The sequence below is a fragment of the Nocardia abscessus NBRC 100374 genome, from assembly GCF_000308455.1.
GTDB classification, from domain to species: Bacteria; Actinomycetota; Actinomycetes; order Mycobacteriales; family Mycobacteriaceae; genus Nocardia; species Nocardia abscessus.
Genome location: NZ_BAFP01000034.1, coordinates 45,615 through 58,727, shown reverse-complemented (window position 1 = coordinate 58,727; position 13,113 = coordinate 45,615). Strand labels below are relative to the sequence as shown.

Here is a 13,113-nt window from a genome sequence, read left to right as displayed (position 1 = left end):
CACCATCGCCCGGTTTGATCCGATTGATCGGTGAAGCAACTTTTCAAGCTTAGCCCAGTCGGGAACCCGGTTGCAAACCAGGGTCTCGTTCGAGCCAGTGTGAGCGTCAGGCGCTCCTCGTCCTACCTCGTTTCCCTGGCCGCGCGCTCAGCGTTTCCGCTCAGCTTCTGGGCCCCGGGTCGGTGTCCGTGTCGCTCTGACTTGGAATAAGTTACGTGTCTGCGTGCACGATGTCAAATCCCCTGGTCAGCACGTATTTTCGCGGAAACGTTCGTAACGTGCGGCCGACCCGGACGGAATCGGCGCTCAATCCGCAGCGCCGACACGCACCACATCTCCGCCCAACGCCTGCAGCTGCTCGACGAAATTCGGATATCCGCGATCGATGTGGAAGACGTCGTGCACTTCGGTGGTGCCGTCGGCGACCAAACCGGCGAGGACCAAACCGGCGCCGGCCCGGATATCCGACGACCACACCGGAGCGCTCGACAGCCGTGGGATCCCCCGCACCACCGCGTGGTGCCCGTCGGTGCGTGCGTCGGCGCCGAGCCGGATCATCTCTTCCACGAACCGGAAGCGTGCCTCGAAGATGTTCTCGGTGATCATCGAGGTGCCGTCGGCGATGGACGCGAGCCCGATCGCCATCGGCTGCAAATCGGTCGGGAAACCGGGGAACGGCAGCGTCGAGAAGTTCACGGCACGCGGGCGCTCGGCCTGGATCACCCGGAAGCCGTCCGTTTCGAACGAGATGCGCGCCCCAGCTGAGCGCAGCTTGTCCAGCACCAGCGACAGATGTTTGGGATTCACGCCGGTGACGCGGATGTCCCCGAGGGTCATCGCGGCGGCGATGCCCCATGTCGCGGCCACGATGCGGTCACCGATGACGCGGTGGGTGGTGGGCGAGAGACGTTCGACGCCCTGGATGGTGAGCACCGAGGTGCCCGCCCCACTGATCCGCGCGCCCATCCGGACGAGCATGTTGCACAGGTCGACGATGTCGGGTTCGCGCGCGGCGTTGTCGATCACCGTCTCCCCCTCGGCGAGCACCGCCGCCATGAGGATGTTCTCGGTCGCGCCGACCGAGGGGAAGTCCAGGCGGATCCGGGCGCCCTGCAGTTCGTCGGCCCTGGCCACCACACAGCCGTGCTCGATCTCGCTGGTCGCGCCGAGCAGGCGCAGACCGGCCTGGTGCATGTCGAGCGGGCGGGAGCCGATCGCGTCACCACCGGGCAGCGCGACGACGGCGCGCTTGCACCGCGCCATCAACGGGCCGAGCACGCACACCGACGCGCGGAACTGCGTCACCGCGGGGAAGTCCGCGTGGTACTTCGGCTCGGCAGGCGTGGTGATGGCGACCACCCCCCCGTCGATGGTCACGTCGCAGCCGAGTCCGCGCAGGACATCACCCATGAGCGGCACATCGAGGATGTCCGGGCAGTTCGTGATGGTGGTGGTGCCCTCGGCCAGCAACGCAGCGGCCATCAGTTTGAGGACGCTGTTCTTGGCGCCCCCCACTGTGACCTCACCGACGAGTCTGTTTCCGCCGGTAACCAAAAACCGTTCCATGCCGCCTCTCCGCGTATTCGGCGCACTGTTGGTGCAAGGATAGTTGGGGCGGCGCACTACGGTGCCGCGTCTCCACGACTCCCCTCGCCTCCGGACATTTTCGCCGTTCGAGCGAGTGCCGCGGGGTGAGCGTTCTGCGGGCCGGCGAGGTGATCCCGCCGCCTTGCCGGCCATACCCCGTGATCGCTCGGGTACTCGCCTCCGGTGCTACGCGATCAGGCGCTCGGCTGTTGTCCGCCGGGCTTCCACAGGATATCCCCGCCGGGATTGGCCACTCGGCTGAGTATGAACAGCAGATCCGACAGCCGATTCAGGTACTTGGCGGGCAGGACGCCGGTGTCCTCGGGATTGGCCTCGATCGCGGCCCAGGCCGAGCGCTCCGCACGGCGGGCGACCGTGCGAGCGGTGTGCAGCAAGGCCGCCAACGGCGTGCCGCCGGGCAGGATGAACGAATCGAGCGCCGGGAGTTCGGCATTGAACTCGTCGCACCACGCCTCGAGCCGGTCGATGTAGGGCTGGGTGACCCGCAACGGCGGATACTTCGGCTCCGCCACCACGGGTGTGGAGAGGTCGGCGCCGGCGTCGAACAGATCGTTCTGTATCTGCCGCAGCACCGCGAGCATCGTCTCCTCCGGCCCGCCGAGCGCGATCGCCACACCGATGGCGGCGTTCGTCTCATCGCAGTCGGCGTAGGCGACCAAGCGGGGGTCGGTCTTCGCGACCCGGGAGAAGTCGCTCAATCCCGTGGTCCCGTCGTCGCCGGTCCGGGTATAGATCCGCGTCAGATGCACGCTCACAGCACAACCCTAGCGGGAGCAGCCGGACGAAGTCCGGGCGGGAACGCGCGAACTACAGGCCAGGCATCCGGCGGGTGCGGTCGGACGGGCGGGATTCCACCCAGGAAAGGAAAGCGGTCAGCGAGTCGCGATCCAGGGCAAGTTCGAAGTCGCCCGCGCGATCCGAGACCGCGATCACGGCGATGTCGTCGGTCATGATGTCGTACTCGTCGCCGCGGGGACCGCGCCGATCACCGATCTCGATGCCTTGCCGCCGAATGCTGGAGTCCGGGCCGAGTTTCAGGCTGGTGAGCTTGAAGAAGACAAGTCGATCCTCGTCGTAGCGCATCAATCCGTGCCGCCACCCCTGACCGCCACGAGCGGGGAGGACGCGCAGAATCGCGGCAGTCCCGCCGCGGCGCAACATGATCAGACGGTAGGTCGAGGCGAGCGCGAGGAACACGAGCGTGAGCACCAGAATGATCAGCAGAACCATCCCGGTTTGCAATGCCGTACGTCCCTTCGCTACGCCGCCATGTCGTCGACACGGCATCCGATTGGCGGTGTTCACAGGTTCTTCGTGAGCACGCGGGCTGTGCGCCCGGCGAGCCCTGATGTTCACACCGCGTGCGGCCATTCAATCACGGCCCCGAGTTTACAAATGGCCCGGCCGTGTCCGACTCGCCTGAAAGACGCTGTCGGCGGTGAAGGGACTCTTCACCGCCGACAGCATTTGTTCTGGATGACAGGTTGTCGATCAGGCGTTCGCGACCTGTTCGACCGCGCGCACCCGGGCCTGAGCCGCCTTCTGCTGCTCCTCGCTGGCGTCGGAGTCGGCCAGCACCCGGCGGGCCGCCTCCACGTCCACCTCGTCGGCGAATTCCGCCGACTCGGCGAGCACCCGGACCGAGTTCGCGGTGACCGAGAAGAAGCCGCCGTGCACCGCGGCGACGATGCGCTGACCGTCGGTGTCCACGATCGTCACGGTGCCGCCCTCGACCAGCTGGCCGAGCAATGGCTCGTGGCCGGCCATGATGCCGATCTGGCCCTCGGTGGTCTGCGCGCTGACGAACGACGCCTGGCCGGACCAGAGCAGTCGCTCCACAGCGACGAGATCGACTGACATTTCCGCCATCGGTGACTACTTTCCGAGGATCTTCTTGGCGGCCGCCTCGACGTCGTCGAGACCACCGCAGCTGTTGAAGGCCTGCTCCGGGTAGCTGTCGAACTCGCCCTTGCAGACACGATCGAAGTCGTCGATGGTCTGCTCCAGCGGCACGACCGAACCCGGCTGACCGGTGAACTTCTCGGCCACGATGAAGTTCTGGCCGAGGAACTTCTCCAGACGACGGGCGCGACCGACGAGGACCTTGTCCTCTTCCGACAGCTCGTCCATACCGAGGATGGCGATGATGTCCTGCAGTTCCTTGTACTTCTGCAGGATCCGCTTCACCTCGTTGGCCACCCGGAAGTGCCGGTCGCCGACGATCGAGGCCTCCAGGATGCGGGAGGTCGAGGTCAGCGGGTCGACGGCCGGGTAGATGCCCTTCTGCGAGATCGGGCGGGAGAGCTCGGTCGTCGCGTCCAGGTGGGCGAAGGTGGTCGCCGGGGCCGGGTCGGTGTAGTCGTCGGCGGGCACGTAGATGGCCTGCAGCGAGGTGATGGACCGGCCACGGGTCGAGGTGATGCGCTCCTGCAGCTCACCCATCTCGTCGGCCAGCGTGGGCTGGTAACCGACGGCGGAGGGCATGCGGCCGAGCAGGGTCGACACCTCGGAACCGGCCTGGGTGAACCGGAAGATGTTGTCGATGAACAGCAGCACGTCCTGGTGCTGCACGTCGCGGAAGTACTCGGCCATGGTCAGGGCCGAGAGGGCGACGCGCATACGGGTGCCCGGCGGCTCGTCCATCTGGCCGAAGACGAGAGCGGTGTCCTGGAGGACGCCCATCTCCTCCATCTCCAGGTGCAGGTCGGTGCCCTCACGGGTGCGCTCGCCGACGCCGGCGAACACGGAGGTACCGGAGAACTCCCGGGCGATACGGGTGATCATCTCCTGGATCAGAACGGTCTTGCCGACACCGGCGCCACCGAACAGACCGATCTTGCCACCCTTCACGTACGGGGTGAGCAGGTCGATGACCTTGATGCCCGTCTCGAGCAGCTCGGTCTTGCCCTCGAGCTGGTCGAACGACGGCGGCTTGCGGTGGATGCCCCACTGCTCGCCCTCACGGCCGAGGCCGGGGGTGTCCAGGCAGTCGCCCAGCGCGTTGAAGACGTGACCCTTGACCACGTCACCGACCGGCACCGAGATCGGCTTGCCGGTGTCGGTCACGGTGGCGCCGCGGACCAGGCCGTCGGTCGGCTGCATCGAGATGGTGCGCACGATGCCGTCGCCGAGGTGCTGAGCGACCTCGAGGGTCAAGGTCTTGGCCACCGAGGTCAGGGCGATCTCGGCGTGCAGAGCGTTGAACAGCTCGGGGATGGCTCCGCGCGGGAACTCGACGTCCACGACGGGCCCGATGACCCGGACGACGCGGCCCGCGGCGGCGCCGGTCCGGCTCGTGTTGTCTTGAGTGACAGCTGCGGTCATTGGTGTTGGTTCTCTCCGTGTCGATGTGCGGCCTTCGGGGGGCCTTCGTGGTTGCGCACGCTTCCGCTTCCGGCCCCGTGCCTCAGGCCGCGGCGCTTAGTCGCGGTCCGAGCTCGACGCCAGCGCGTTCACGCCGCCGACGATTTCGCTGATTTCCTGCGTGATCTGGGCCTGACGCACCGAGTTCGCCTCGCGCTGGAGCACACTCGCGAGTTCGTTGGCGTTGTCGGTGGCGGCCTTCATTGCGGTGCGCCGAGCCGCGGACTCGGATGCCGCTGCCTCGAGCAACGACGCGTAGATACGCGTATTGACGTACTTCGGCAGCAGTGCCGCCAGCAGCACGTCGGCGTCGGGCTCGAATTCGTACTGCGCGTGGACATCGGCGGTCGGCGAATCCGACACCATGTCCTCGCCCAGGTCGAAGTTCTCGTCGACGTAGCTCACCTGGATCGGCGCCAACCGGCGCACCTCAGGGGTCTGCGTCAACATCGAGACGAAGCGGGTGTACACCACGTGCAGCTCGTCGACACCGGCGATGTCACCCGTTCCGTTCGGAGCGGGAACCGCGCCGTCGGAGCCCGCCATGAAGGCGTCCACCAGGTGGTGGCAGGCGGCCGAGGCATCGGTGTACTTCGGCTGCTGCGAGAACCCGGTCCACGCCGACACGTACGGGCGGTCGCGGAAGGCGTAGTACGTCAGGCCCTTGTTGCCCATGACGTAGAGCACCGGCTCCTTGCCTTCGTCGCGCAGGGTGGTCATCAGCTCTTCGGCGCGCTTGAGCACGTTCGAGTTGTAGCCACCGCACATGCCGCTGTCACTGGTGATCACCAGCACGGCCGCCCGGCGCGGGTTGGGCCGCTCGGTCAGCAGCGGATGCGAAAGGTTCTTCGACGCGCCGGCCAGCTCGCTGAGGACCTTGGTGATCTCCTCGGCGTACGGCTTCGCGGCCGCGACCCTGGCCTGGGCCTTCGAGATGCGCGAGGTCGCGATCAGCTCTTGGGCCTTGGTGATCTTCTTGATCGAATTCACACCACGAATGCGGGAGCGCAATTCACGCAAGCTTGCCATCAGCGGTTCACACTCCCTTCATTCCCTGCGTTGGATTGGCGGCATTTGCGGGGCACGACGAGGTTGCGCACGCTTCCTCCTTCGTGCCCCTGGCTCCTGCCGCGGATCGAATAGCGCATTGGCGGGCTCGCGTTACTTCTCGACGTGCTTGCGGGTCACCGACAGCGACTCGACCTCTTCGTGGTCGAGCTGGCCCGCCTCGGCCTCGTTCACCAGCGGAGTGCCGTCGGAGGTGAGGAAGGTCCCCAAGAACTTCTTGGTGGCCGCCTCGATCTGCTCGGCCGCCTCGCCGTCGAGCACCTTGCCGCCCTCGATCGCCTTGAACGCGTCGGCGGCGCTGCGGTGCAGGTCCTCCAGCAGTTCGGCGTTGAAGCGGCGGATGTCGCCCACCGGGACGGAGTCGAAGTGGCCACGGTCGACCAGGTAGATCGAGATGATCTGGTCCTCCACCGGCACCGGCGAGTACTGGTCCTGCTTGAGCAGCTCGACCCAGCGGGCGCCACGCTCGAGCTGGGCCAGCGAGGCCGCGTCCAGGTCGGAGGCGAAGGCGGAGAACGCCTCCAGCTCGCGGTACTGCGCCAGTTCCAGACGCAGCGAGCCGGCCACCTTCCTCATGCCCTTGGTCTGGGCGGCGCCACCGACACGGGAGACCGAGGTACCGACGTTGATCGCCGGGCGGACACCCTTGTTGAACAGGTCGGACTCGAGGAAGACCTGGCCGTCGGTGATGGAGATGACGTTGGTCGGGATGAACGCCGAGATGTCGTTGGCCTTGGTCTCGATGATCGGCAGGCCGGTCATCGAGCCGGCGCCCCGCTCGTCGGAGAGCTTCGCGCAACGCTCCAGCAGCCGGGAGTGCAGGTAGAAGACGTCACCGGGGTAGGCCTCGCGGCCCGGCGGGCGACGCAGCAGCAGCGAGATGGCGCGGTAGGCCTCGGCCTGCTTGGTCAGGTCGTCGAACACGATGAGCACGTGCTTGCCCTGGTACATCCAGTGCTGGCCGATGGCCGAACCGGTGTAGGGGGCCAGCCACTTGAAGCCGGCGGAGTCGGAGGCCGGGGCGGCGACGATGGTGGTGTACTCCAGCGCGCCGTGCTGCTCCAGCGCGGCCTTCACGCCCGCGATGGTGGAGCCCTTCTGGCCGATGGCGACGTAGATGCAGCGCACCTGCTTCTTCGGGTCGCCGGTCTCCCAGTTGGCCTTCTGGTTCAGGATCGCGTCGATGCAGACCGCGGTCTTACCGGTCTTGCGGTCGCCGATGATCAGCTGACGCTGGCCGCGGCCGATGGCGGTCAACGCGTCGATCGCGGTGATGCCGGTGGCCAGCGGCTCCTCGACCGGCTGGCGTTCCAGCACGGTCGCGGCCTGCAGCTCGAGCACGCGCTGTTCCTCGGACTCGATCTCGCCGAGGCCGTCGATCGGCTGGCCGAGCGGGTTCACCACGCGGCCGAGGAACTTGTCGCCGACCGGAACCGAGAGCACGTCACCGGTCCGGCGGACCTCCTGGCCCTCCTCGATCTCGGCGAACTCGCCGAGGATGACCGCACCGATCTCACGGTCCTCGAGGTTGAGCGCGACGCCGAGCACGCCGCCCGGGAACTCGAGCAGTTCGTTGGCCATCGCCGAAGGCAGGCCGCTGACGTGCGCGATGCCGTCACTGGTGTCGGTGACCACACCGACTTCTTCGATGGAGGTCTCGGGGGTGTAGCTCTGGGTGTAGCTCTCGATCGCGCTACGGATCTCATCGGAGGAGATCGTCAGCTCCGCCATGTTCTTCCTGCTCTCGCTGTCTGGGTCTGGAATGTCGGGGTGGTGGAAGCGCGCTAGGCCAGTGCCCGGCGCAGCTTCTCCAGTCGGCCGAGGGCGCTGCCGTCGATCACGTCGTCACCGACGCGCACCACGACTCCGCTCAGCAAACTCGGGTCGACCTGGATGTGCACCGTGGTCGCCTTGCCGTAGATGCGCCGCAGGGAGGCGGCCAGCCGGTCGCGCTGCTGCTCGGTGAGCCCGATCGCGGCGCGCACATGCGCGACGATCTGATCGCGGCGAGCCGCCGCGAGGTCGGCCAGTTCGTCGAAGGCGGCGCCGATGCTCGACCGCTGCCTGGTCACCACCTGCTCCGCCAGGGTCAGGGTGATGGCCTCCGTCTTGCCGGTCAGCAGCTGGTGGATCAGCTCGCGCTTGGCCGATTCCGGCTGCGACCGATCCGACAGCGCCTGCTCCAGGTCCGGGTTGTCGCTGATGATCCGGCCGAGCCGGAACAGTTCGTCCTCGACCGCTTCGAGCCGGCCACGCTGGGCCGCCGACTCCAGCAACGCCTCCTGGCCGAGCAGCACCAAGGTGGCCACCAGGTCGGAGGTGCGCGACCAGTTCTGGGCCACCGCGGTGGTCAGCACTGCCAGCGTGGCAGCGCTGACCTTGCCGCCGAAGACCCGCTCGCAGAGTTCCGCGCGCACGGAACCCGGCACCGACACGTCCGCGAGCGCCACACGCAGCGAACGCTGGTCGTCCAGCACGGCGACAACGGCGAACAGTTCCGACCCCGTCGTGGCCGCGGCACTGTCGCTTCCGGTCAGAGCGGCCCGAAGCGCCTCCCGAGACCGGGCACTGGCCTCGCGGCTCGCTGCGTACATGCTTCTCACTTTCGCGTCGTTACCTTCCGACCCCGATGCCTGCGTCCGACTGATCGAGTTCGTCGAGGAACCGGTCGATCGACGTGGCCTGCTTGGCCTCGTCGGACACCGACTGCCCGATGATCTTCTCGGCCAGGTCGACGGCCGTGCGGCCGACTTCCGAGCGCAGCTCGGTCAGGATCTGCTGGCGCTGGGCTTCCAGCTGGGTGTGGCCCGCCGCGATGATGCGGTCGGCTTCGGCCTGGGCGTCCGAGCGCATCTGCGCGAGGATCTCCTGGCCCTGGGTGCGCGCGTCCTCACGGATGCGAGCGGCCTCGAGCCGGGCGTCGGCCAGTTGCTGCTGGTACTGCTGCAGGGTGAGCTGAGCTTCTTCCTGCGCGGCTTCGGCGCGAGCGATGCCGCCTTCGATCTTCTCGGAACGCTCGTCGAGCGTCTTCATCAGGCGCGGAACCACGTACTTGTAGAACAGGATTCCGATGATGACGACGCAGACGATCGACCAGACGATGTCGTACGTTTCGGGGACGAGAGGATTCACTTCCTCTCCCTCCGCCGCGGCGAGCAAAACTGACTCGTACATCGGAATCAGAAAATGAAGCCGGCGACGAGACCGATGAGGGCCAGGGCTTCGGTGAACGCGATACCGAGGAACATGTTGGTACGGATGGTGCCCTGCAGCTCAGGCTGGCGCGCGATGCCCTCGATCGCCTTGCCGACGACGATGCCGACGCCGATGCCGGGGCCGATCGCGGCGAGACCGTAGCCGACGGCGCCCAGGCCCTTGAAGGTGCTCTCGTTCGTCGCGGCTTCCTGGGCCAGGTAAGCGAGGCTCATGAGTCTTCCATTCCCTTTCTGTTGCTCACCCGCCGGTCGGCGTGGTGCAGCAGGTTTCCGGTAGTTGTCGGTCAGGTCAGTGATCGGCCGCGTGCTGTGCGAGTCCGATGTATACGGCGGTCAGCAGCGCAAACACGTAAGCCTGCAGGAAGATGACCAACAGTTCGAACAGCGTGAATCCGAGTCCCGCGATCAGCGAGAACGGCGAGAACACCTTCATCCACGCGGCGGCGTCGAACAGGAAGAACCAGGTCGCGCTGAAGAACAGCACCAGCATGATGTGGCCGGCCAGCATGTTCGCCATGAGTCGGACGGTCAGCGTGAACGGACGCAGGATGAAGGTCGACACGAACTCGATCGGAATCAGCAGCACGTGCAGCGCGGGGGGAACATTCGGAACGACGATGCTGCTGCGCATGTAGGTGAGGAAGCCGTACTTCTTGATACCGACGTAGTTGAACGCCAGGTACGCGACGACGGCCAGCACCAGCGGCATGCCGATTCGAGCATTCGACGAGATGTTCAACCCCGGAACGACGCCGGAGAAGTTCAGAAAGAGGACCGTGAAGAAGATCGTCGCGATCAGCGGGAAGTACTTGCGTCCGGTGTCCTTGCCGAGGACCTCTTCGCAGATCTGCTCCTTGACGAAGACCAAGCCGATTTCGGCGACATTCTGCAGGCCGCGCGGCACGATCCTCGGCGAACGGAAGGCCAGCAGCATCACGCCGACCAGAACGAACGACATCAGAATGCGGATCAGCATCAATCGATCGAGTTCGAACGGTGTTCCCTCGAACAGCACAGCTGGAGGGAAGAAGTCGGTAAGCGACGGCGCGTGGAACTCGGCCGCCAGAGTGGTGACGCTCAGCGTTCTCTCCCGTGTTCGGGCCGCGGGTACGGTCATTCCCGCGGTTCGATCGGACATTGACGATCAATTTGGTCGACTCAGGTCGGCTCGAAGTTCGTCAGCAGCTGGGCGGTGGTTTTGATTTCCACCAGGCGTCTGTACGTGTGTCGGCGACATTCGTCGACATGCAGAACCGGAACAACCCCTCGGAGCCCGGCACGGCAGTAAGCATAGCGGCCCAGGCGGTGGATCTCGGCGGTGACCCCTCATCGATCCCCGACTTGGTCGCTTGCTTACCAACACTTTACCAAGTCATCTACGACAGCGTGTAGGGGGTGGGGGTTTTCGTTACTCCCGAGTACCCGGAGCGCTCTGGGGGTCGGTCGTCGTCACGTACGGAACCTTCTGCCGGACAACGCCGTACGTCTCCGCGCCGAGCACGATCACCAGCGCTCCGACCACCGTGAGGAACAGGACGACCCGGTCGTAGAAGTCGAATCGCTGCAGGATCGCGACGACGATCAGGGCCACCAGGACCTTGCCCGCCCAGCTGACCAGCATGATCAGTCCGGCCGTGCTCGGCGGCAGTTTCGCGCCGAACAGCACGACGGCCGCGGTGGTGAGGATGAAGCCGCCGCCGATCGCGGCGCCCAGCAGCGCACCCCACACTCCGGCGGTTCCCGCGACGGCGGCGCCGAGCGCGACCGCCAGGACCACCAGCACGCCCAGGCCGATCAGTCCGTAGCGCAGCGCGGAGCGCAGGGGCGCGTCGGGGCCGGGGACGGGTTGGGGTGTGAAGCTCACAGCCGACGACTTTACCCGGACGCCGATCCGTCTCCCGCCGGGTCCCCACGCCGCAGGCCCGGAATCGCGGTGATCACCAACGCGAATACCAGCCCGCCCGCCATCAGCAACACGACCAGCGTGCGATCCATCAGCGACGTGCCGACCGCGCCGAACGCGAGCACGCCGACCCACAAATAGATCAGCAGCACGACGCGGCGGTGGGAATGGCCGATCTGCAGCAAGCGATGATGCAAGTGCATTTTGTCCGGCGTCGAGAAACTCACGCCCGCCCGGACCCGGCGCACGATCGCGAGCAACAGATCGAGCACCGGAATGAACATCACGGCGCCGACCAGCAACAACGGGGAAAGCAGACCGACGATGTCACGCGGGCCGTACCCCTGCAGCGGGATTCGCCCCGAAGCGCCGGTCGACACCGCGGCCAGCATCAATCCGATCAGCATCGAGCCGGAGTCGCCCATGAATATCCGCGCGGGCTGGAAATTGTGCGGCAGGAATCCGAGGCACCCGCCCGCGAGCGCGGCGGCCAGCAGCGCGGGCGGGTAGGTGTCGACCGAGCCGCCCTGCTCGTTCATCAGTCCCAGGCAGAACACGAATACGGCCAGCGCCGCGATCAGGCCCAGGCCCGCCGCGAGGCCGTCCAGCCCGTCGACGAAGTTCATGGCGTTGACCAGCGTGACGGTGACCGCGACCGTGACCAGGCCGCCCTGCAATCCGTCCAGCACGACTGTGGTGTTGCTGAACGGGTTGTAGACGACGTACCAGCCCAATCCCATGACGGCCATGACGCCGGCTGCCGTCACCTGGCCGGCGAACTTGGTGAGCGCGTCCAGGCCCCAGCGATCGTCGACGATGCCGACCAGCACGATGACCGTGCTCGCCACCAGCACGGCGATCGGAATGTTGGGCTTGTAGTCGAAACCACTGCGCAGCGCGGGCAATTGGTGGGCGAACAAGACCGCGGCGACCACGCCGATGTACATGCCGACCCCGCCCATTCGCGGAATCGGCTTGACGTGCACGTCCCGGTCGCGCGGCACGGCGACCGCCCCGAAGCCGATCGCCAGCACCCGTACTCCGCCGGTGGCCAGGAACGTCACCACCGCCGAGATGAGCAGCACGACGAGCAGCTCCCGCAGGGGGACGACGGCGCTCGAACCCATCATCCGAGCTGCGCGGCGCCGCTGAGCGCTTCCGGCGACATGCCGAGCACCTCGGCGATGTCGGCGACGGGCACCGCGCCCACGCGCAGCACGCGCGGCTGGTCGGCGGTCAGGTCGATGATGGTGGAGGCGACGGCGTGTTCGGCCGGGCCGCCGTCGAGGTAGACGCCGACCAGCTCGCCGAGCTGGTCGCGGGCCTCGGCCGCGGTCTTGGCCGGTGGCTGTCCGGACACGTTGGCGCTGGACACCGCCAGCGGACCGACCTCGCGCAACAGTTCCAGCGCGACCGGGTGCAGCGGCATCCGCAGCATCACCGTCCCGCGCGTGTCACCGAGATCCCACGCGAGCGAAGGCGCCTGCTGCACAACGAGACTCAGACCGCCGGGCCAGAACGCCCGGATCAGCTCGCGCGCCTGCGGGCGCACCGAGAACACCAGTCCGTCGATGGTGTGCCAGGAACCGACGAGCACCGGCACCGGCATGTCCCGGCCGCGGCGCTTGGCCGCCAGCAGCGAGCTCACCGCCGTGGCATCGAACGCGTCGGCGGCCAGGCCGTACAGAGTGTCGGTGGGCAGCACGACCAGTCGACCGGATTTCAGGGCGCTGGTGGCCGCGGACAGTCCGGCGGCGCGCGAGTCGAGATCCGCGCAGTCGTAGACGGTACTCACGGCAACCATCCTGGCATCTGTTCCGCTGCCCCGCCTCTCCGGGTCTTCAGGCCGTACTGGTTGGGTGACGCGGGATTTGCGTTCAGGTCCTGCGTCAGGTGACGAGAAGGTCTTGGGCGTACCCGGTGAGGTACCCATGTGCTCCTGAGATCAGTTGTCAC

General features: G+C 66.8%; 15 protein-coding genes. 1 reads left to right on the top strand and 14 read right to left on the bottom strand.

What is annotated here, in order from left to right:
- Positions 1-306: 306 nt before the first annotated feature.
- The 11 genes from murA to atpB form a co-directional block, all read right to left on the bottom strand.
- Positions 307-1,566 carry a UDP-N-acetylglucosamine 1-carboxyvinyltransferase gene (gene murA, locus ON19_RS06380; protein ID WP_043688232.1) on the bottom strand — a complete coding sequence of 420 codons (1,260 nt, stop codon included), beginning with the start codon at positions 1,564-1,566 and terminating at the stop codon, positions 307-309.
- A 215-nt stretch (positions 1,567-1,781) separates the two neighbouring features.
- Positions 1,782-2,363 (bottom strand): cob(I)yrinic acid a,c-diamide adenosyltransferase, encoded by a 582-nt coding sequence (locus ON19_RS06375; protein ID WP_043688230.1) that lies wholly within the window; start codon positions 2,361-2,363, stop codon positions 1,782-1,784.
- A gap of 52 nt (positions 2,364-2,415) precedes the next feature.
- Positions 2,416-2,838: a DUF2550 domain-containing protein gene (locus tag ON19_RS06370; RefSeq protein ID WP_043688229.1), complete on the bottom strand. Its 423-nt coding sequence runs from the start codon at positions 2,836-2,838 to the stop codon at positions 2,416-2,418.
- 261 nt (positions 2,839-3,099) lie between these two features.
- Entirely contained in the window at positions 3,100-3,477 is a 378-nt protein-coding gene (locus tag ON19_RS06365; protein ID WP_043688226.1) for a F0F1 ATP synthase subunit epsilon, read from the bottom strand.
- Positions 3,478-3,483: 6 nt separating this feature from the next.
- A complete protein-coding gene (atpD, locus tag ON19_RS06360) occupies positions 3,484-4,932 on the bottom strand; it encodes a F0F1 ATP synthase subunit beta (protein WP_043688224.1) in 1,449 nt (482 codons plus the stop codon).
- A gap of 96 nt (positions 4,933-5,028) precedes the next feature.
- Positions 5,029-6,000: a F0F1 ATP synthase subunit gamma gene (locus ON19_RS06355; RefSeq protein ID WP_043688223.1), complete on the bottom strand. Its 972-nt coding sequence runs from the start codon at positions 5,998-6,000 to the stop codon at positions 5,029-5,031.
- Positions 6,001-6,132: 132 nt separating this feature from the next.
- Positions 6,133-7,770, bottom strand: coding sequence for a F0F1 ATP synthase subunit alpha (atpA, locus tag ON19_RS06350; RefSeq protein WP_043688221.1), 1,638 nt, complete (start codon positions 7,768-7,770; stop codon positions 6,133-6,135).
- 53 nt (positions 7,771-7,823) lie between these two features.
- Positions 7,824-8,633, bottom strand: a complete 810-nt coding sequence (locus tag ON19_RS06345) for a F0F1 ATP synthase subunit delta (protein ID WP_043688220.1) — start codon at positions 8,631-8,633, stop codon at positions 7,824-7,826.
- 19 nt (positions 8,634-8,652) lie between these two features.
- Positions 8,653-9,213 carry a F0F1 ATP synthase subunit B gene (locus tag ON19_RS06340; protein ID WP_043688218.1) on the bottom strand — a complete coding sequence of 187 codons (561 nt, stop codon included), beginning with the start codon at positions 9,211-9,213 and terminating at the stop codon, positions 8,653-8,655.
- Between the two features lie 5 nt (positions 9,214-9,218).
- A complete protein-coding gene (locus ON19_RS06335; RefSeq protein ID WP_039796339.1) occupies positions 9,219-9,467 on the bottom strand; it encodes an ATP synthase F0 subunit C in 249 nt (82 codons plus the stop codon).
- Between the two features lie 76 nt (positions 9,468-9,543).
- Positions 9,544-10,371, bottom strand: coding sequence for a F0F1 ATP synthase subunit A (gene atpB, locus ON19_RS06330; RefSeq protein WP_483238127.1), 828 nt, complete (start codon positions 10,369-10,371; stop codon positions 9,544-9,546).
- Between the two features lie 20 nt (positions 10,372-10,391).
- Here atpB and ON19_RS06325 point away from each other — a divergent pair, with 20 nt between their 5' ends.
- On the top strand, positions 10,392-10,646 hold the full coding sequence (locus ON19_RS06325; protein ID WP_043688216.1) for a hypothetical protein: 255 nt from the start codon (positions 10,392-10,394) through the stop codon (positions 10,644-10,646).
- A 16-nt stretch (positions 10,647-10,662) separates the two neighbouring features.
- On the opposite strand, the gene ON19_RS06320 is transcribed toward ON19_RS06325, so the two are convergent.
- The 3 genes from ON19_RS06320 to ON19_RS06310 are packed head-to-tail and all read right to left on the bottom strand — an operon-like array spanning position 10,663 to position 12,952.
- Positions 10,663-11,118: a Cg1360 family ATP-synthase-associated protein gene (locus ON19_RS06320; protein WP_043688215.1), complete on the bottom strand. Its 456-nt coding sequence runs from the start codon at positions 11,116-11,118 to the stop codon at positions 10,663-10,665.
- A gap of 11 nt (positions 11,119-11,129) precedes the next feature.
- Positions 11,130-12,287, bottom strand: coding sequence for a glycosyltransferase family 4 protein (locus ON19_RS06315; RefSeq protein WP_043688213.1), 1,158 nt, complete (start codon positions 12,285-12,287; stop codon positions 11,130-11,132).
- The gene (locus tag ON19_RS06310) at positions 12,284-12,952 is read right to left on the bottom strand and encodes an L-threonylcarbamoyladenylate synthase (protein WP_043688245.1); all 669 of its coding nucleotides are present in this window, start codon (positions 12,950-12,952) and stop codon (positions 12,284-12,286) included. The genes ON19_RS06315 and ON19_RS06310 overlap by 4 nt, the downstream gene beginning before the upstream one ends.
- Positions 12,953-13,113 lie beyond the last annotated feature (161 nt).